Annotated in this window: 11 protein-coding genes and 1 pseudogene; 5 read left to right on the top strand and 7 right to left on the bottom strand. The window is 59.3% G+C overall.

What is annotated here, in order from left to right; all coding sequences use genetic code 11:
• Positions 1–98: 98 nt before the first annotated feature.
• Entirely contained in the window at positions 99–2,864 is a 2,766-nt protein-coding gene (locus tag EOE18_RS17230; protein WP_246027525.1) for a TonB-dependent receptor, read from the bottom strand.
• A 300-nt stretch (positions 2,865–3,164) separates the two neighbouring features.
• Here EOE18_RS17230 and EOE18_RS17225 point away from each other — a divergent pair, with 300 nt between their 5' ends.
• From EOE18_RS17225 to ppk2, 5 genes are all read left to right on the top strand, one after another.
• Positions 3,165–5,912: a TonB-dependent receptor gene (locus EOE18_RS17225; RefSeq protein WP_164852807.1), complete on the top strand. Its 2,748-nt coding sequence runs from the start codon at positions 3,165–3,167 to the stop codon at positions 5,910–5,912.
• A 77-nt stretch (positions 5,913–5,989) separates the two neighbouring features.
• Positions 5,990–6,511, top strand: coding sequence for an RNA polymerase sigma factor (locus EOE18_RS17220; RefSeq protein WP_164852806.1), 522 nt, complete (start codon positions 5,990–5,992; stop codon positions 6,509–6,511).
• Entirely contained in the window at positions 6,508–7,446 is a 939-nt protein-coding gene (locus EOE18_RS17215; protein ID WP_127711823.1) for a FecR family protein, read from the top strand. The genes EOE18_RS17220 and EOE18_RS17215 overlap by 4 nt, the downstream gene beginning before the upstream one ends.
• A complete protein-coding gene (locus EOE18_RS17210; RefSeq protein ID WP_127711821.1) occupies positions 7,446–10,085 on the top strand; it encodes a TonB-dependent receptor in 2,640 nt (879 codons plus the stop codon). Before EOE18_RS17215 ends, EOE18_RS17210 begins: the two co-directional genes overlap by 1 nt.
• Positions 10,086–10,198: 113 nt before the next feature.
• Positions 10,199–11,125: a polyphosphate kinase 2 gene (ppk2, locus tag EOE18_RS17205; RefSeq protein ID WP_127711819.1), complete on the top strand. Its 927-nt coding sequence runs from the start codon at positions 10,199–10,201 to the stop codon at positions 11,123–11,125.
• Positions 11,126–11,154: 29 nt separating this feature from the next.
• Here ppk2 and EOE18_RS17200 read toward each other — a convergent pair whose 3' ends face one another.
• The 6 genes and pseudogenes from EOE18_RS17200 to EOE18_RS17170 form a co-directional block, all read right to left on the bottom strand.
• On the bottom strand, positions 11,155–12,012 hold the full coding sequence (locus EOE18_RS17200) for a metallophosphoesterase family protein (protein ID WP_246027524.1): 858 nt from the start codon (positions 12,010–12,012) through the stop codon (positions 11,155–11,157).
• A gap of 119 nt (positions 12,013–12,131) precedes the next feature.
• Positions 12,132–14,612: a TonB-dependent receptor gene (locus EOE18_RS17195; protein ID WP_127711815.1), complete on the bottom strand. Its 2,481-nt coding sequence runs from the start codon at positions 14,610–14,612 to the stop codon at positions 12,132–12,134.
• Positions 14,613–14,692: 80 nt separating this feature from the next.
• A complete protein-coding gene (locus tag EOE18_RS17190; RefSeq protein WP_127711813.1) occupies positions 14,693–15,622 on the bottom strand; it encodes a FecR family protein in 930 nt (309 codons plus the stop codon).
• Positions 15,580–16,152 carry an RNA polymerase sigma factor gene (locus tag EOE18_RS17185; protein WP_127711811.1) on the bottom strand — a complete coding sequence of 191 codons (573 nt, stop codon included), beginning with the start codon at positions 16,150–16,152 and terminating at the stop codon, positions 15,580–15,582. Before EOE18_RS17185 ends, EOE18_RS17190 begins: the two co-directional genes overlap by 43 nt.
• A gap of 60 nt (positions 16,153–16,212) precedes the next feature.
• Positions 16,213–16,717: pseudogene (locus EOE18_RS18875) on the bottom strand (IS3 family transposase); the annotation flags it as partial.
• 251 nt (positions 16,718–16,968) lie between these two features.
• On the bottom strand, positions 16,969–17,772 hold the full coding sequence (locus EOE18_RS17170) for a 3'-5' exonuclease family protein (protein WP_127711807.1): 804 nt from the start codon (positions 17,770–17,772) through the stop codon (positions 16,969–16,971).
• Positions 17,773–18,111: the final 339 nt, after the last annotated feature.

Below are 18,111 nucleotides of genomic sequence, written 5' to 3'. Positions count from 1 at the left end.
CCCCGTTTTGTGGCGGGGGAGGTTTTACGCTTGCTCCGAAAAAGAAAGCGGCAAAGCGCGTTCGCCTGCCGCTTTCCCATTAGCTCACCATATCGTGCTTACATGGACCACTTCACCGTCAACAGCACGGTGCGTCCCGAATCCACCACATCCGAAATGGCCAGCGTTTCTTTGCCAACATGCGACCAATAGGAATAGGCGCCCAGCAGATTGGCCACCGAAACATCTGCCCGAAGGCCTTCACGCAGGCGATAGCCCGCATGCAGATCGACCATCTTGATCGGGCGGACATAGAGATCATCCCAACCGCCGCTTTGCCCCAGAGCATTATAGGTCGAGACATATTCGCCGGTATATTTGAACGTCAGATCGATGCTGGCCGGACCCTTTTCCCAGAACATCTGGGCGCGGGCCAACCAGTTAGGAGCGTTCTGTATCCGCTTGGTCACGCCGCCACCAATATCCACCTTGGTCCATTGATGCGTCGCCGACAAATTGACCCCAAGCGTGCCGAACCATTGCGGCAGGCCGGTGAACTTTTCACGCAATTGCGCTTCCAGACCGTAAACATCGCCCGAACCGCCATTCAAAGGCATGCGATAGATCGTGTTGGTATCGGGCAGGTTGGCCGCGTTGATATAGCCGCTGCCATTGTCATACATATAATGGCGCAGATGCTTGTAGAAACCGCCCAGCATCACTTGCCCATCACGGCCCAGTTTCCAATCGCCCGACACATCCAGATTGGTGGCGCGGATTGGCAAGAGATTAGGGTTGCCCGATGTGATGGTGGTGGTGGTGTCGCCCTTGGCCACAGTCGCACCACCGCCCAATTGCACCATGGCGGGACGGGTATAGGACTGGAAGAAGCTGGCGCGATAGACGGCACTGCCCGCCGGACGATAGGCCATGATCAGGCTGGGCAGAAGCTCGTTATATTCGGTGTGGTTGCTGGCCCAATTGCTGGGCGCGGTGGTCAGATTGGTGCTACGCAGCCAATAGGTGTTGCGGATGGCCGTATGTTCAAAACGCAGGCCCGGCTCCACTTCCAGATCGCCAAAGCGCAAAGTGGCGCTGGCATAAGCTGCGCTGACCGCTTCGCTACCGCTCAGCGTGTTGCAATTGTAATTGTCCAGATCATTGTTGGTACAGGTGTCAAAGCTGGCCGAGGTCTTGAATTGATTGAACAGCTCTACCACGCGCTGGTGGTTCACCTTGGGCACAGACCAGGTGTAGACGCCGGGAAACACTTGGGCATAGTAATCGGTAGCGATGCCGAGCGAAGCCCAAGTCGACCCGCCATAGCCCAACGAATTCGAGATATGGGCATTGGTCCAGTCACGATTGGTGACCATGCGGTGTGAAATCGAATATTTCGCGCCAAAGCGGATCTGCTCCAGCACCGAGCCTTCAAAATCGCGCGCCAGATCGATTTTGGCGCCATATTTGGTCTGGCCGCTGAACTGCTCCGTCAACTGGCCCGAGCGACGCGCCAGCAAAGCGGTGTTGGCATTGTTGAGTTGGTTATAGATCGCGCTGGTCATCAAAGGCTGGGGCAGATTGTCGACATAGGTGATCGAGGTGCCGCCCAGAGGCTGGGTGGTGCCGGAATTGTAATTGTCCGACTGGTTGTTTCGGGCCGACAATTCAATGTGGTTGGGGCGATCATTATGCCCTTCGCTGAAAAAGACCTGCGGCGCTACACGCCACGCGCCGAACTTTTTATCCAGTCCCAGCGCAGCGGTCGCCAGCATCGCTTTTTCGGGATTGGTTTCATACCAGACGCGGTTGGAAATCTGGTTGACCGACAAATTGTAGCGGCCCGTGCCCGCCACCGTTTCGGTCCATGACTTGCTGGAGGAAACAAACTGGCTCAACGTCGAATTCTGCTCGGTCTTGGACGAGGCATAGCTACCGCGCAAATAGACCTGCGTATCGGCATCCGGGCGCCAGTCAAGCGAGCCATTGCCGCCCCAACGCGTGGTATAGCCGTTGGAAACGCCCACATTGATGCCCGTTTGAGTGATCGTCTTTTGCGGGTCCAAACCGGCGGCCGGGGCCGAGCCGCTGCTGCTGCTGGCAACCGAATAGGCCCATCCACCATCATTCTGTGCGGCCATCACACCGGCCATCTCGCTATTGGCAAAATGGCGTTCGTCATAATAGCCCGACAGATAGAGGCCAAAATTGCCATCCGCGCCGAAACGCTTGGTGATCTCGCCCGCAAGGCCACCGCCCAGCCCGCTATCGCCATAATCGCGTGCGCGGGTTTCCAAACGGCCGGAAGCGGTCAGGCTCATGCGGAAAGGCTTGGCATAGTCAAAGGCGGTGGGGGTGCGAAAATCAACCGTTCCACCAATTGCATCGCCATCCATCGCTGCGGTGGAAACCTTGGTCAACACAATCGTGTTCAGCCCCGAAGGCGGCAGCAGGCTGAGTTGCACCTGACGGCTATAGGGCATGCCCTGCGCCACGTTGATGCCATTGATCAGATTGACGTTATATTCCGAGTTCAAGCCACGGATCGAGACAAAGCGCCCTTCACCACGTGCCGCGCCATCAATGCCGCCAAAGAAGGACGAACCGGTGTTCATGACATTGACCGAAGGCATCAGCCCCAAGGCTTCGGCCACATTATGCACGGCAGTGCGTTGCAGGTCTTCTTCCGACAGCGCCGAGACCGGGACGATCGAGCGAAATTCCAACGCTGCGGCATCGGCGCGCTTCGCGGCCACCACAATGGGCTGAGCATTGTCGGCCTCAGCGACAGTTTCAGCCTGCGCCTGTGTGGCTAGACTCAAATTGGCAATGAAACCCAGACATGCAGCGCTAGCCAGCCAGCGATAGCGATTTGAATAAAGCAAGACTTCCCTCCTGTCATCCGCAGGCCCGAAACAGAGGACCCACGCAGGAGCATGGACGAGCGAACCAAGAAAAACCGCCTTGGCATGCATCAATAACTTCTATTTTTAGCACGCAATCACGTAAATTGGGCCAATATGAATCATCGACAAAAACTAACAACAGAGCTCCGCCGGGATATATTGAAAAAATATGACAAAAATCCCGAATGTGAAGAAATTTATTTCTGAATTACCATGTCCCCTTCGGACCAAGTCACCAGTCTTCCTTGCGTTATCCTACCACGCAAGGGGTCTATCCAAATGTCCTTCTCCCGCTATTCCACCCGCGCCTCCCGCTTGGCGCTAGCCGTCACTTTGGGCCTGACGCCCGCCTTGGCGCGTGCCGCCGATGAAGCCGCCCCGCAAGATGCAGGGGATGCTTCCGCCATCGTGGTCCGCGGTTTCGCCCAGTCGGTCAAAAATGCCATTGATCTGAAACGCCGCGCCTCGGTCTCGCTCGATTCCATTCTGGCCAGCGATATTGCCTCTTTCCCCGACACCAATCTGGCCGAATCCATCGCCCGCGTGCCCGGCGTGGCCATCACCCGCGATGCCGGCGGCGAAGGGCGTCAAGTCTCCTTGCGCGGCTTTACGCCCGATTACACGCTGGTGCGCGTGGCAGGCATGACCGCCATTTCCACCGGCGGCTCGATTGACGCACGCGGCGGCACCAGCAATTCGCGTTCGTTTGACTTCAACCTGTTTGCGTCCGAATTGTTCACCCGCATCGATGTGCGCAAATCGGCCGAAGCCAGCGTGGAAGAAGGCGGCATCGGCGGCACGATCGACCTGCATACCGCCCGCCCGCTCGATTATGCCAAGCCGCGCTTTGCCCTGTCCGGCCAAGGTTTCTACAACAGCTTTGCCAAGGATGTCGCCCCGCGCGTGGCCGGATTGGCCAGCTGGCGCAACAGCGAAGGCACGCTGGGCGCGCTGGTCTCGGTGGCCTATTCGCAGCGCAATGTAGTGGAAAAGGGCTTCTCCACCGTGCGCTGGGCAACCGGCGGATGGAATTTGGCCAATGTGTCTTCCACCATCGATTCCTCGATCACCTCGCGCCTGAATGCTGGCGCAGCCTCGGCCAATGCGCTCTATTTCCCGCGCTATCTGCGTTATGACCTCTATGCCATCCAGCAAAAGCGTCTGGGTGTCACCGCCGCCTTCCAATATCACCCCAGCAGCGATCTGCAATTCGACCTCGACCTGCTCTATGGGCGCCTGCGCGGCACGCGTGACGAATATCACCTCGACAGCAATTCGTGGAACAATTCCGGCGCCTTGGGACGCACCACCGTTTCCGCGCTGGGCGTCACCGGCAATCAAATCACCAGCGGCACCTTCGGCAATGTCTGGGTGCGTTCGGACACGGGCCGCTATGAATCGCGCAATGATTACTATCAGGGCGTCTTGAACATGAAGGCGCGCCTGTCGAGCCGCCTGACGATGGACGCGCTCGCCGGTTATCAAATGTCGCAATATGACAACCAGCGCACCGAGGCCTATTTCACTCGCGGCGACAGCAGCCACACCACCAGCGGTTCAACGGTCAGCTTTGATTTCAGCCAGAACCCCAACCTGCCGGTGCTGACCTATGGTTTCGACATCACCAATCCCAATAGCTATATTTTCAACTTGCTCCGCCTGCAAAACCAGCGGATCTTGCGCAACAATATCAATGCCAAGCTGAACTTCCACTATGATGTGAGCCCACAGATCAAGCTGCATGCGGGCGGCATCTACACCCGCCAGATGTTGAACCAGCGCTATTACACGCTGGATGTCACCAGCGGCGTGGCCAACAGCTCGCCTTCGGTGGCGCTGACGACCATGCCCTATAATTTCGGGGAAGGTTTGGGGGTAACCGGCCTGCCCACGACATGGGCAGCGCCCGATCTCAACAGTCTGCGTTCCAGCATGAATGGCAATAGCTATGGGCTGAACATGGATCAGGCCAGCACGGCGCGGATCATCGAGCAGGTGTCGGGCGGCTATGTCGAAGGCGACTACCGCGGCAGCCTGCTGGGCCATGATCTGCGCGGCAATCTGGGCCTGCGCTTCATGCATACGGCCATCACCTCGCAGGGCTATATTGGCGGGCTGTGGGTATCACAGGGCAGCAGCTACAATGACTTCATGCCCTCGCTCAACGCAGTCTGGGGCCTGTCGGACAATTTCCAGCTGCGTCTGGCCGCTGATCGCAACATCTCGCGCCCTACTTTGGGCTCTTTGATGGTGTCGGGCTCGGTCGATGCCAACAACAAGATCATCCGTCAGGGCAACCCCAATCTCAAACCCTTCCGCGCCAATTCGCTGGGACTTTCGGCCGAATATTACCTTTCCGCCCGCAGCCTGCTGGCCATCACGCCTTTCTACAAACATATCGAAAGCCTGATTATCAGCAGCTATGACTATCCCACCTATGCCTCGACCGGCCTACCGCTCAGCCTGTTGAACGTGGCCACCACCAGCAATTCGGCCAGCGATGTCTTCACCCGCCAATGGTATGCCAATGGCCAACAGGCCAAGGTGAAGGGCGTGGAAATGTCGGCCAATATCGGTTTTGATTTCCTGCCCGGCCTGTTGAAAAACACCGGCATTCTGGCCAATTACACCTATGCCGATGGCACGGCCACCTATACCAACGCCACCACGGGCAAGGCTTTTGTCGCCACTCTGCCGCAATTGACGCGCCATTCGGCCAATGCGACCCTGTATTACACCGATGCCAAATTCGATGCGCGCGTCTCGGTGAATTACCATGGGCGCTATCTGACCGATTTGCCCGCGGCCAATGCCAATGACGTAGGCGGGTATAATCCGCGCACGCAGATCGACGCCTCGCTGCGCTATAATATCACGCCGCAGGCCGCCGTCACGCTGGACGCGGTCAATCTGACCAATGCTGCCGATTCCCAATATGTGGGCAATGTGGCGGATAATTCCAACCGCGTGTACACCTATCTGAAGAGCGGCCGCTCCTTCATGCTGGGTGCCCGCATTTCGATGTAAATACCATGGCGGGGCGGAGCGCAAACTCCGCCCCCGTTTCACACGATTGCAACAGTCGCCCGATAGCGCGCATCGCCATGGCAAGCAGCGCAAATCTGGAAAGCACCGGCAACACCGCCTTGTTGCTGGAACGGCTGACTCAAGCCATGCACGGCCTGCGCCGCTATGTGCACAAACATATGCCCAACAAGGCCGATGCCGAGGATATTGTGCAGGAAAGTCTGGCCCGAACCCTGCGCCGCGCCGGGGAAACCCATTTGCATCAGCCCGATCATTACGCCTTGCGCATTGCCCGCAATCTGATGGCCGATCACGCACGCCAAAGCGGCAGCGAGGACCATGACGATGGGGCGGAGCTGCTTGCCTGCCACGCCCCCTTGCCCGATGAACAGATGCAACAGCGTCAGCGTCTGGCGATTGTCACCGCCGCGCTGGAAACCATGCCCCCACTGCGCCGTGAAGTGTTCCGCCGCCGCCGTCTGGAAGGGCAAAGCCGCGAGGAAATCGCCCAAGCGATGGGCCTACAACCTGAAGCGGTGAAGAAGCACATCACCCGTGCCATGGCCCAACTCGCCCGCGCTTTGGAGGATTCCGAATGAGCGGGCAAGATCTGTTTGACGAAGCCGCAGACCGGCTGGAGGATGCCGACCAATGGGACCGTGCCCAGCGCGCCGCTTTCTTGGCTTGGGCCGCGCAAAGCCCTGCCCATTTGATCGCGGCCAGACGTGTGGCGCAGGTGATGGACGATCCGGCAGTGGCGCAGGCTTTGGCGCATCTGCCCCCCTTCCCCGCCAATGATCAAGCTGAAGCACAGGCCCCGCGCCGCCGCTGGCTGCCGATGGTGGCGGCATTGGGCGCATTGGCCATCGGCCTTGGCGTATGGCATGGGGCGCGGCCACCTGCGACAGTACCGCTCCATCTGGTCACTGCGCAGGGACAGGTGACCAGCTCCCGTCTGGCCGATGGCTCGCTGGTGCAAATGGACCCCGCCAGCACGCTCGACGTCACCCTTTCGCCCTCGGCTCGCCAACTTCACCTCGCCTCGGGGCGGGCGCTGTTTGATGTCGCCCATGCGCCAGAGCGGCCCTTTACAGTGCAGGGCGGCGCGATGGCGGTGACCGCCATAGGCACCGTCTTTTCCGTCGACACCGGCAACATGGGCACCAGCCTAAGGGTAGAGCAGGGCCGTGTGCGCGTGACGGTGGAAGGCCATAGCCAGCCTATCTTTGTCAAAGCGGGCGAAGGGCTCACGCTGGATACAGGCAAGGCTTTGCACGCTTTGCATTTTCACGCCGATCCTGCGTCGGCCTCGGACACAGCCTGGCTGGTGGCCGATGGTGAGCCTTTGGCGCAACTAATCGTCCGCCTGCAACGCCGCGCGGATGTCCCCTTGTCGCTAGCCCCAGAACTGGCCGACAAGCCCATCCATGGCCGCTATAGCAGCGCCGATCCGCTGGCCAGCCTGCGCCTGATCGCGCTGGCCCATGGCTGGCATGTTCAGGCCCAAGGCGCAGGCTGGCGGTTGGAGCGCTAATGCCTATATGGGCGCTGCTGGCCAGTCTGGCGGCTGCTGGCGGGGCGGAACCTGTTTTGCAAAACCCTGTGCCGGCAGGCCCGCCGCTTACCCAGTTGCAGGGGGCAGCAGCGGCCAGCGGCATAGCCATTGCCCTGCCAGACCGCCCCGTCACCAGCATCCGGCGAAAGGGCCTGCCCAGAGGCCTCCCCCTGCGCAAAGCTCTGGCACGGATCTGCCCTGCGGCGGGGCTGGATTGCCGCCTGACGCCGATGGGCGTGGTGGTCAGGCCTTTGGCAAAGCCGCGTCCGCTGCGTCCTCCCACCCCGCCTGCCCCGCCAACCCTTGCCCCCGCCGATATATTGGTGACCGGACGGCAAGGCGCAGGCATCATGCTGGCCTCCGAACGCGCCTTCTCCCTCTCCCGCCTTTCGCCCGAAGACATCAGCCGTCGTCCGGCCCTGAGCATGGCCGAATTGCTGCAAAATTTTCCCGGCCTGTGGATCGATACCAGCGCGGGCACCAGCGCCAATATCGCCCGCCTGCGCGGCATTCCGATGGATGGCTATAGCGCAATGGCCGTGCAGGAGGATGGCCTGCCCATCCAGCACTCCAGCCTGCCATGGACCGACATTGATCAATTCATGCGACCCGACATCATGCTGGAAAGCGTGGATTATGTTCGAGGAGGCCCCTCCAGCGTGCTGGCCTCCAACGCGCCGGGCGGGATTTTGAACCTGCACCTGCGACGCCCCCCCGATCACAGGTCTGGCGAGGCAAGGATCACCGCCACTTCCTATGGGCTGGCGCGGATGGATGCATGGCTTGGCGGCCCTCTGGGGGAATGGCAGACGATGGCGGGCGGCTATATCGCCCGCGACCCCACCCAGCGCCAGATCAACCAGACCTTGGGCGGCGGCCAGATCCGGCTACGCGCCGAGCGCGACCTGCCCGATGGCAGGCTGACCCTGACCGCTCGTTATCAGGATGATGCCAGCCTCAACACCTCGTCCTTCCCGATGGCGTTGCGCGATGGCCAATGGTCGGCGCTGGCCGGATTTGACCCAAGACGCGGTTCATGGTTCGGGCCGGATTTCAGCCTTGTGCGTTTTGCAACCGCAAACGGCACCGTCACCCGCCAAGTCGGGCGCAACAACCGCAACCGCGTGTTCGACTTATCCGCCGCATGGGTGCAGCATGACTGGACCGCGCGGTTGCGCCTGCGCCGATCGGACACAGAGCGCAACGCGATCCTGTCCAGCGGCGCCCCCACCACCGCAGAGGAATTTCTGGCCAGCCAAGGCGCGGCACTGCAATTGGCCTTTCCTGCTTCGACGGCCATTCTACGCCGCAGCGATGGGCGGATCTTGGACCGCAAGGCTTTGGTCGAGGTGGTGCAACCCGCCAGCGCAACCGTGCAACTGGACGAGATGCTGGGCCAAATCGAGCATCAGGCCCGCCTTGGCCCGCATAATCTGGCAGGCGGACTGCATCTGGTGGTCAATCGCTGGCGCTATCAACGTATCGTGGCGCGGGCTTTGGTGGAGGCACGCTCACAAGGCTTGCTGGTGGAGGCGCTGGCGCTGGATGGTGCGGGCAACAGTTTGGGCAGCCTGACCGATGGCGGCTATCTGTCGCGCGCCTCGACATGGGAGCAGACAGTGGGCCGCACGGCCAGCGTGGCGCTCTATGCCACGGATGAATGGCAGATCGCCCCGCAATGGCGCATCGAGGCTGGTATCCGTCAGGAGGCCGAAGCGCTGCATGGCATTGTCGGCCTGCCGCGCAGCATAGATGGCTCCACCGCCACCATAATGGCCAACCGCAACCTGCAAGTGGATAGCGGACAAAGCGCCGCCTATGCCGCCAGCTTTGCCGCCACCAATGCCACACTGGCCGTTCATCGGCAGATTGCGCCGGACAGCATCGGCCTGTTTGTCAGAGCCAGCGCGGGCCATGTGCTGCCCTCGGTCGGCGCCTATCGCACCAGCTCGCAGCCCGCCGCCGCCCATCTGCTGGGCGTGATCGAAGGCGAAGCCGGTCTGGTGGCACAAGACAGTCGCGGCAGGATCAGCCTTACCGGCTTTGCCAACCGCTTTACCGGACTGGATGTATCGAGCAGCGTAGTGGACGCTGGCACAGGCGCCATCACCCTGATCCCGCGACAGGCCGGTTCCCATACCATCGGGCTGGAACTGGAAACCAGCCTTGCCCTGCGCCCATGGGCCCAATGGCGCAGCGCCCTGACATGGCAACAATCACGCCTTGCCGAATATCGCTTTAAAGACGCTTCAGGCGCTGCGCAGGATTATTCAGGCCATGTGCCCCAGCGCATTCCCGATCTGATGCTGCATAGCGGGCTGGATTTCGGAGGGAGGCAGGCGTGGTATGTCCAACCTTCCATCACCTATATGGGGCGGCGCTTTGCCGATGATGCCAATGTTTTACGGCTGCCCCCCGCGCTGCTCGTCACTCTTCGCACGGGCTGGACGCTGCCGCGTTACGGGCAGATAAGTCTGGAAATCGACAATCTAGCCAACACTATAGCCGTGATGCAAGGCGATGCGATTGCGGGCAATGCCATGCCAGTGCAGACCTATGCCATAGGGCGCGCGCTAGCCGGACGCAGCCTGCGCTTGTCCTTTCAAAAGGCATGGTAGGAAAGCCCTATCACGAAAATGTCACGCATCATGTGTCTAGGCAGAAGCATTCATTCTCAATGGCGGCTCCGTCGATTCCGTGAATTCTCGGCCGCCCAGCCCAAAGGCCCTTCATGTCGCCGATTGACGCCAGTTCAGCCTCACGTTTGCAGCAGGAAATCGAGGACAGTTTTGACGAGGAACTGGAATCGGAACTCTCGGAAAGCCTGCTGGAATTGCTGGGCGATGACGAAGAGCTTGAGGAAGCCGCGCTACGCCACGCCAACCATCTTGACCGGCGTAGCTATTTCCGTGAATTGTTCCGCCTCCAGCATGAATTGATCCGCCTGCAGGATTGGGTGGTTGATCAGAAGCTGAAAGTGGTCGTGCTGTTTGAAGGGCGCGATGCGGCGGGCAAAGGCGGGGTGATCAAACGCATCACGCAAAGGCTGAACCCGCGTGTGGCGCGCGTGGTGGCCTTGCCCGCGCCGTCGGAGCGCGAACGCAGCCAGTGGTATTTCCAACGCTATGTGCCCCATTTGCCCGCCGCTGGCGAAATTGTGCTGTTTGACCGTTCCTGGTATAATCGGGCGGGTGTCGAACGCGTCATGGGCTTTTGCAGCGAAGATGAGGTGGAGGAATTCTTCCGCTCCGTACCCGAATTTGAACGGATGCTGGTGCGATCGGGGATCATCCTGCTGAAATACTGGTTCTCGATCACCGATGCAGAGCAGCAATTCCGTTTCAATATGCGCATCCACGATCCGCTGAAGCAATGGAAGCTCTCCCCCATGGATGTGGAAAGCCGCCGCCGCTGGGAAGATTACACGCGTGCCAAGGAAGCCATGCTGGAGGAAACCCATATTCCCGAAGCGCCATGGTGGGTGGTACGCGCCGATGACAAGCGCCGCGCCCGCCTGAACTGCATCGCCCATTTGCTGGCCCAAGTGCCCTTTGGCGAAGTTGCCAAGCCGCCGGTGGTCCTGCCGCCGCGGGTGCGCAATCCCGACTACATCCGCCATCCCATTCCCGAAGACATGTATGTGCCGGAAATTTGCTGATCTTAAACTGCCGCCAAAATCAGGCTACCTCAAATCGGCACATCCTGCCGATCCGGACTGATATGCCCATATGATCGATAGCGGGACAAGACCTGCTGGCCTTTGACGGCGATTTCCGTGTAGCCTTCCGGCGTGCTCAGGAAAGACCCACGCCAATCGGCACCGGCCACCGCGCCGGTGGTGATGAAGGAAATGCCGTTCAGTTCGATCCTTTCATAAACATGGCTATGACCTTGCAGCACGGCCAAGACATTATGTTCGGTCAGAATGCGCAACACCTCGCGCGCATTGGTCACATAGGTCCAATTATGCGGGGTGTTGAGCCAGCTTTCGGGCTCATAACACTGCATGGCCGTTATCAGAGGGATATGGGTCACCACAATGACACGCGTGGCTTTGGGCTGCGCGGCCAGATCCATGCGCAGCCAGTCGAGTTGCTCGGCATCAACCCGCCCTTCATAATTGCGATCATCAGTCAGGCCTACGCTGTCCAGCACTACGAAATGCACCCCCTTGTGATCAAAGGCATAATAGCGTGGACCAAAGCGCAGGGTGTAAAATGCCTTTCCATAATCGGGCACGGAAGGGGCGATCCCACTGTTGGCGAATACGCCAAGGCAATCATGGTTGCCCAGCACGTGATAGACCTTTTTGCGCAAATGCTTGCGCTCCACCTGCTGATATAGATCCATCAACATTGTGGCGCGTTCGCGTCCGGTTTCCAGAGCATCCTCGATATGATCACCGCCCTGAATGACAAAGTCACAGGCCGAAGCCGAGATCTGCTCGAAACAAGTTGCGCAGGCCTTGTTCGCGCCCAGTTCGGGTCGGATGTGGCAATCACTCATAAAGGCAAAGGTGAAGTCGGCCAGATCGGGGGATGCCAACGCCCCTCCTGCCCGCAGCCATGGCGCCGTTGCGGCAAGTTTAAGCAAATGGCGACGTAGCATGGTACACCTCGCAATAGTGAGCAAAGGGAGGGCCTTTCAGCCCTCCCTCGTCTGGATCAATAATGCAGCTTGATCGTGGCAAACACCTGACGCGGCGCGGCGGTTTGCAGCGTGGTATAGGTCCCCTTCGGATCGGAGGTGACAAAACCTGCCGTGCCGGTCGAGGCGATATAATGCGCATTCATCAGGTTCATCACATTAACCTGAAGCTCGATATGCCGGTTGAAGCGATAGCCTGCTGACAGGTCAAAATTGGCTGCCCCCGGCAATTCGGAGTCATTGAGATAGCTGTAATAGCGCTTTGACCGGTAGTGGCCGGACAATGTGGCCCACAGCGCCGAATTGTCATAGCCCAGCTCGAGACTACCCACATTGCGCGGCGAGGCTACCACCTGTTTGCCCTTAGTCGCGACCCGTGAACCGCCTAAAGGCTGCACATCATCGTCATAGGTGGCGTCATTATAGGCCCAGCTGCCATAGACCGACCAATGGGGTGCAAAGCGCCAGTTGGCCGCCGCCTCAATACCGCGCGACGAGACGCTGCCCACATTCTGCAACACATTCTGGTTGCCCACAATCACCGCACTGATGGAAGACGCCAGCAAGCGATTGGTGAACTTCACATAATAACCGGTCAGCGACAGTTGCAAGTCGGCATTATGGAAACGATAGCCAGCCTCGAAAGTGTTGGTCATTTCCGGCTTCAGATCGCCGCGAATATAGTTGAAACCCGCCTGCGAACTGCTGGAAAACGGCCCGCTGGAGGTGGAGGCGACAAAAGCCGCCATGTTGCGGGTATAATCGGCAAAGAACTCACTATTACCATCCAGCGTGTAAAGCAGGCCAGCGGTGGGCAGAAACCAGTTCCGGGCCTTGATCGAGCCATCAATCGGCTTGGTGCTGATAACGCTATGGGCTTTATTGGTAGACGAAACGCCCTTGAAACCGGCGTTCAGACGCAGATTATCCGTCGCCTGCCAATTGTCGCTGATATCAAACTGGATGGTTTGGGTGGAATATTGGTTGTAGAAATTGGTTTTGAACGGGTTGGTGTAAAATTGCTGGAACCGGGTAGGCGTCACGCCCGCCTGCAGGCCGTAAAGATAGGAGCCCTGGTTGAAATCATTGTGTTCATACCAGATGCCACCCTCGACAACATGACGGCCAGCGTTGAATTTAAGGCGTGAAATAGCCCCTTTGCGGTTGATGTCATAACGCATCGCCGAGACTGAAACCGGCGATCCGCCATAGGCAGCAGGCGTGGGATCATAGGGATCGGCCCAAGTGCCAATGCCCTTGTCCATATGCAGATAGACTGTGCTATGCCCGCTTAAACGCGGAGAGAGCCTATATTCCAGCTTTTCATAGCCCAAAAGGTCACGGCGCACGCCGCCGCCCTGATAGACGGTATGATCGGCGGCCTGATAAGGCGCGGGAGCCGTGCCACCATTCTGCGTGATGCGCGCCAGTTGTTCAGCCATGGCAAAGGTAGGGATATTGTCAAAGTCCCAGCCATAAGTTTTCAAACGAGCGAGCGAGGTGTCATTATAGTCATCCTCGCGCCGATCGATCAGGTTCAAATAGGTGGTCGATTTGACCGTGGCGCCCAAGGGCTGCACATATTTGATATTGATCTGGTCCTGAACCTGCTCGCCCCAGCCTTTCCATTTGCCCTGACGATCATGGGCGTAGGACACGGCCAACTTGCCCCGCCACGGCAGTTCACCACTGTTGATACGGGCAAAGCTGCGCCAGCTGTTCGCGCTGCCATAGCTTTGTTCAAAATCGATGCCAAAGCCGTCGGTGGTGTTGATCGAGGTGAAGTCCACCGTTCCGCCAATATTGCTGGTCGATGCGGTGCCCAAGGCCCCGCTTCCCTGCGAAAGGGTGGCCGCGCCATTGTTTTCGCTCAACAAGGCGCGGTTGATCGACAGGCCATTGTTGTTGCGATACTGCATATTACCCAAGGGAACGCCGTCCAGCGTGTAACCCATCTGATCGGTCAGAAAGCCACGGATCGACAATTGGGTGGCCGCTTCGTAGGTCCCGTGGGCGTCAGAAGAATCAAAATTCACCCCCGGCAGGCGCGACAGTGAGCGCAAAGGGGAAGTGCCGCCCGTCACCTTGGCCATCGCCTTGGTCGACACCGTCTGCACCTGACGTGATTGCCCCTGCCCCAACACCACGATTTCGGCAACCGGCTTGACCGAGGCCGACGGATCGCCATCTTCGGGCGCTACTTTGAGCGAGATCATCGTGGCGCTTTCCTGCACGATCACCAGACCATGACCGGCAATCAAACGGCGCAAGGCCTCGCCGCGCGTAAAGCTGCCGCACAAGGCGGAGGAACGATGGCCGGCCACGGCATCATAAGGGAAAATAACATGCACACCGGCCTGTTGCGCGAACTGGTTAAGCGCACTGGCTGTATCGGAAGCCCTGATGTCAAACGAAATACGCGCGGCCTGTTCCTGCGCATAGGCAGCCGAAGGCAGCGCGGCCGCCACGATGGCGGTCGTCGTCAAAAAGCGAAACATGCGGTAATCCCCAGTCGAACGTGGAACTCGATGCAGGGATGGATGGCGCGGCAAAAACCGCTAGTCGGTTTTGAAAAAATCTAGCCGCGCGTCAGGATAATACCGCCATTGGCCCCGGTGGTGGCGCGGACGCCAAAAGAATCCTGCAAAGCCTGCAGAAATTCTGCCGGATTGCGCGTGCCGAATGTACCGCCCAGCCTGATGCGTGCCAGCGCGGGATCGCCAATCACGATCTTGTCCTTCAAATAACGGTTAATCTCTCCCAGCGCGTAATCAAGGCTCTCGCCATTCAGCACCAGCGTATCATGGCGCCAGGCCGTCACCCGGCCAAGTTCGGCCTTGTCGCTGGTGCGCAAAGTGACGCGCGCCCCTGCCATCAGCGCCATTTCTCCGGCGACCAAATGCAGGCCTGCCCCGTTGCTGATCCCTCCGGAAAAAACCGCCAGCTCGCAGCTATCCCCGCGCAATCGCGCATTATAATGGCCGGCTGCAAGCCTGAAACTCTCGCCATTTACCGCCAATTCACATCCGCCCTTGCTGGCAATGGCGATCTCGCCCTGTTCCAGACAAAGCTGTTGCGGCGCGCTCATGCGCCATGAAATCCGGCTATCAGTGTTGAGGTCTATCGACAGGCCCGGCGCAGGCGATACCGCCAGATGTTCACCGACACCGGTTACCGCATGGTCCCGCGCATAAGCGCGATAGGCAAAACCACCGCCCAAAGCTGCCGCCACAGCCGCTCCCATAGCCGCACGCAATATCTGCCTTCGGGGCATAGTGCCGAGTGCCGGATCGATCATCGGGGCATCTGTCGGCATCAACCGCAGCCCGTCGAGATCGCGCCAAGTAGCGGCCACTTCGGCAAAAGCGGCAGCGTGACGCGCATCGGCATCGCGCCATGCCTCAAAGGCCACCACATCCGCTGTGCCCGCGTCCAACCGCGACAGCCAGTCGGCGGCGGTCCCGGTCAATTGCGCGTGATATTGCGGGGGCGTGACTCTGGTCGACAAGCTTCCTCCAACCGGGCCTCATGCTCGCGCCGTCCGATGGTGATGAGGGCCAGGCCTTTAGCAATATGCTTTTCCACCGTCGAGATGGATATTGAAAGTTCCTCGGCAATGGCGGCGGGAGACAGGCCCTGCACCTTGCGCATACGCATCACGCGCGCACATTGTGGCGGCAAACTGTCGATCATGACCAGCCAATGCTGCAACTCGCTGCGTCCGGCGGCTACGGCAAAGGCATCGGGCGACGGATCGGGCATATCCAACGCATCGAGGCAGGCCAACGCTTCGATCCTGACCACGCGGGCCCGCCGCAACCTCTCCAGCGCCAGATGATGGACAATGGTCAGGACAAAGGCACGCGGAGTGCTGATCGTGCGATAGTCAGGCGTTTTCAGGACGCGGGCATAGGCTTCCTGAACCAAATCTTCGGCCTCTTCCGCCCCGCAAAAATAGGCGGCCCTTGCACGATAGGCCGCAGCATGCGGCAACACCTGCGCGATAAACCAGCGATCTATATCACGCAGCCAGCTCACAATGTGCTCCATCGGATCTCACCGTGCGCCTAGTCCAGATTTTTGACATCTCCGGGACAGATAACTGTCACCAACCGTGCCGACTAAGGCGTCGATGTCCGCTGCGGCCAAACGCTCGGTACACTTGATGGACAAATATTGCGAACCACCGTCCGAGTGATGGATGAGGCCTTTGTGCTTTTGAGGCTTTCTCTGCCAGATAGCTTGCTCGAGAGCGTCGAGTACAAACTGGGTTGTCATGGATGTTGACACTTTCCATCCAACTATCCGACGAACAAAAACATCAATGATAAAGGCTACATAGACTGTTCCAGCCTAGGTCTGGACCTATGTGAAATCAGACACCCAGAGCTGGTTGGGCGCCTGGGCTCGGAACTGTCGGTTCACCTTATCGTCAGGGCACGGGCGCGACGTATCGGGATTAGTGGTGATGGCCCGTTTGCCTCGGATAACCCCCTTTCAACCCCATTTCCCGCATCAAACGCTTGACGGTGCAGCGCGCCACTTTGCATCCTTCGCGCAAAAGAGCGTGCCAGATCTTGCGAGCACCATAAACTTCGCGATTGTCAACTGCCACTGATGCGGTCGGGTAAGCATTTTTCAGCCGTCCGATTTCCTCGCCTATTTTAGCTCCGGGCAGGCACTGCGGAACATTGCCACCATGGCGGCAAACTGCCATAGTTGCGGTACGCGGTACGACCATAAAGATCACGCCGACACGGATAGCCGCCAGCTTTGACAAGAGACTGTAGAGCAAAGAGGTCGGCAAGACTCAGACTTGACTGGCAAGACCTGAGTATATTGCCGACCCTCACCTCAACCGTGGATCGCTGCCAACGCCTCCACCACCCGCCCACTCTCCCTGCGGACAAGTTCAGCCTGCCAGGCGGTAAAGGCACCGGCGTAAGGCCGGTCCATTCTCGAAGCCCCCAGACGCGCCAGACTGAGCAATGCGCCCAGCGAACGGGCGTCATCAAAATGGCAGGGCAATTGATACAGCAGAACAGCCGCCGTCGAGAGAACATCGCCTTCACACACCGCCTGAACCAGACTCCAATTGCCGCTGGCAATAAGGCCGCTGACAGCAGTCGGTGCGGCCACCACTTTGGCCGGAATGCGTAACGCCGCGCAATATTCAGCGAGGTGCACCCGCGCGCCATCGCCGCCAACATGCACCATGAGATCAAGCTGGCCAGCAGCATAGCGCTTGCCGGGCTGCAAGGGCACGATCATCCGCTGGGGCAAACGAACGCCGCAGCGGGTCGCCGCAAGCCGGATCTGGATATCATCCGAGCTGCCCGTTCCCCAGCCCACCAGCATGGCATGGGCCGGAAGTTGATCGACGGTCTTGAAGAAGCGCTGGAGCATTTGTGCTTCGGTCAACTCCGGACCACAGACGGCGCCAAGTTGGCCGAGGAAGATCTGCCCGTCATCAGCCACTTCAATCTCGAGCCAGGCAATGGCCGCAACAGTCCGGAAGGGCCAGCGCGGGGAGACGAGCGGGTCTTTGGCCGGCAGCTTCAGCCCATGGGTGGGCTCATAACGCTCGGCCTGCTGGTAAAGCGCATGGCCCGCCACATCACGGCTATATTCGGCATCATATACAAGGAACTTGGTCATGGTTTTATCCTGTTGTCAGTGGACATGCTGCCTTATTGGCAACGCGGACCGCCTGCAGGCGGAGAAGTCTTTTCCCCTCCTCCAAAGCGGTCATCTCAGATCTCAAAGGGAATTGGGCCTGCGCAGCTGGGCCAGCCCGTGGCAGCATGCGCTGGTTGCGCGTGCTTCTTGGCCGCATGTAGCGGCCGATCAAAACTCGAGGCTGCAGGCGGCCAATGCCACAAATGCATAAGCACCTGTGGCATTGGCCAACCTCAAACCGGCGAGAACGGCGGCCCGAGCGCTGCCGGTGGCAAATTACCGGTGGCGCGTTTTCCAGGTGACGGAATAGGTCCTGGG

Origin of the sequence: Novosphingobium umbonatum, from assembly GCF_004005905.1 — a bacterium.
GTDB classification, from domain to species: Bacteria; Pseudomonadota; Alphaproteobacteria; order Sphingomonadales; family Sphingomonadaceae; genus Novosphingobium; species Novosphingobium umbonatum.
This window is presented reverse-complemented; position numbering and strand designations above follow the sequence as displayed.

Excerpts from the sequence above, each read along its gene's own strand:
- EOE18_RS17225 (WP_164852807.1), top strand. The coding sequence starts at position 3,165 with ATGTCCTTCTCCCGCTATTCCACCCGCGCCTCCCGCTTGGCGCTAGCC.
- EOE18_RS17220 (WP_164852806.1), top strand. The coding sequence starts at position 5,990 with ATGGCAAGCAGCGCAAATCTGGAAAGCACCGGCAACACCGCCTTGTTG.
- EOE18_RS17215 (WP_127711823.1), top strand. The coding sequence starts at position 6,508 with ATGAGCGGGCAAGATCTGTTTGACGAAGCCGCAGACCGGCTGGAGGAT.
- EOE18_RS17210 (WP_127711821.1), top strand. The coding sequence starts at position 7,446 with ATGCCTATATGGGCGCTGCTGGCCAGTCTGGCGGCTGCTGGCGGGGCG.
- ppk2 (WP_127711819.1), top strand. The coding sequence starts at position 10,199 with ATGTCGCCGATTGACGCCAGTTCAGCCTCACGTTTGCAGCAGGAAATC.
- EOE18_RS17195 (WP_127711815.1), bottom strand. The coding sequence starts at position 14,612 with ATGTTTCGCTTTTTGACGACGACCGCCATCGTGGCGGCCGCGCTGCCT.
- EOE18_RS17170 (WP_127711807.1), bottom strand. The coding sequence starts at position 17,772 with ATGACCAAGTTCCTTGTATATGATGCCGAATATAGCCGTGATGTGGCG.